This is a genomic window from Chryseobacterium barbadense, assembly GCF_042849955.1.
GTDB lineage: Bacteria > Bacteroidota > Bacteroidia > Flavobacteriales > Weeksellaceae > Chryseobacterium.
This window is the reverse complement of the sequence record NZ_BAAFHL010000143.1, coordinates 1-1,393: the sequence shown is the minus strand read 5'-3', so window position 1 is coordinate 1,393 and position 1,393 is coordinate 1. Positions and strand designations below refer to the sequence as shown.

The 1,393-nt window shown below is 34.7% G+C and carries 1 protein-coding gene and 1 pseudogene; one reads left to right on the top strand and one right to left on the bottom strand.

Features of this window, described 5'->3' with window-relative positions:
* Window positions 1-123: 123 nt before the first annotated feature.
* The gene (locus ACGHIN_RS17255; protein ID WP_390456469.1) at window positions 124-687 is read right to left on the bottom strand and encodes a hypothetical protein; all 564 of its coding nucleotides are present in this window, start codon (window positions 685-687) and stop codon (window positions 124-126) included.
* Window positions 688-803: 116 nt separating this feature from the next.
* On the opposite strand from ACGHIN_RS17255, the pseudogene ACGHIN_RS17250 reads away from it, so the two are divergent.
* Window positions 804-1,393, top strand: a pseudogene (locus tag ACGHIN_RS17250) (AraC family transcriptional regulator); the annotation flags it as partial.

Below are 1,393 nucleotides of genomic sequence, written 5' to 3'. Positions count from 1 at the left end.
GTTCAGGACGGTGATATCATGCACTTCAGATTCAACGTATAAAAAAATATTAAAGTTAGTTATAGTAATTAAAAACGCTTCCATCATTTTTTGGAGGCGTTTTTGTTTGAGAAAGTCTTGAGCTTAGTTAGTATTAGTCCAAAGTTGAGTATTGATCTTGAAAAATAAGCCTTCGTTTTCCAATTCAAACTGATCGTTTTTTTGATTTTTTGGGTTGTTGATCGCAATAAATCTTACCACCCCGTTTTTCTGTTGTCTGTAAACATCTATAATGGCATAGTCTTTATAAGGATAACGATATAAAAGTCCGTTTCCCATGTCCTGATCAGGTTGTTTTGATAATTGTCCTTTAATATTTTCCAAACTCATATTTTCATAGAAAAAACCCACTACATTATTATAAATGCTTGTTTCGGTGTAAGTAAAAAGAACTTGTTCCGGCTTTTCATTAAGGTTGCCCAAAAGATGTTTAATATCTGAATTCTTAAAAAAAACAAATTTTTTATTGATGTTCTCAAACTCATAATCTCCATAAAAGTTAATCCCTAGGGATTCGCCTTTAAGCTCAATAACTCTTGTAGATAAGCTGTTTTCTTTGTCGCTTATTTTTTTTGAATCCATTACTTTGATGTAATTTGTACAGGAGGTCATTGTCAGAGCGACCATAACAGGTATTATTCTTTTCATAACATGGATATTGGTGTACTACAATATAGCAATAATTGTTCTTATTTCAAAATTGGAATCATGCATCAGGATTTGTATAGAACTATGTATATTTGAATTTTACAAATCCTATTATTATGGAAAAGATCGCTCACACCTCTCTGGAAGATTTTTACCGGGAAATGACCGCCAAGCTTGGAAAAGATCTGGAAAGCATTTTTCCGAAAGGACTTCATAAAGATATAGGGCACTTCAATATATTCGATATTGCCCCTACTCTTGAAAAAGTAAAAGCAACCTCCGAAATGCCCTACAACAGAAGGAAATATTATAAAATAAGCCTGATCAGAGGGAGGAACCGTGCGGAATATGCAGACAAGATCATCGCCATCAAAAAAAATGCATTATTGTTTGCCACTCCTAAAGTACCTTACCATTGGATTCCTGAAGACCCTGATCAGTCAGGGAGCTTTTGTGTTTTCACAGAAGATTTCTTCATTAAGGATGGCTCCCGGAGTTCTTTTGAAGACCTTCCTTTGTTCCAGCCGGGTGGTGTTCCGGTTTTTGAGATTGATGATGCACTGGCGGATGAAATAGAATTCTTGTTTTCTAAAATGAAGAAGGAAATTGCTTCCGATTATATTTTTAAATATGATCTTATCAGAAATTATGTGGTGGAACTGATCCATTATGGTCAAAAGCTGCAGCCTGCAACCAAGCTCTCCAC

Coding starts and splice junctions, on each gene's coding strand:
- ACGHIN_RS17255 (WP_390456469.1), bottom strand. CDS start 687: ATGAAAAGAATAATACCTGTTATGGTCGCTCTGACAATGACCTCCTGT.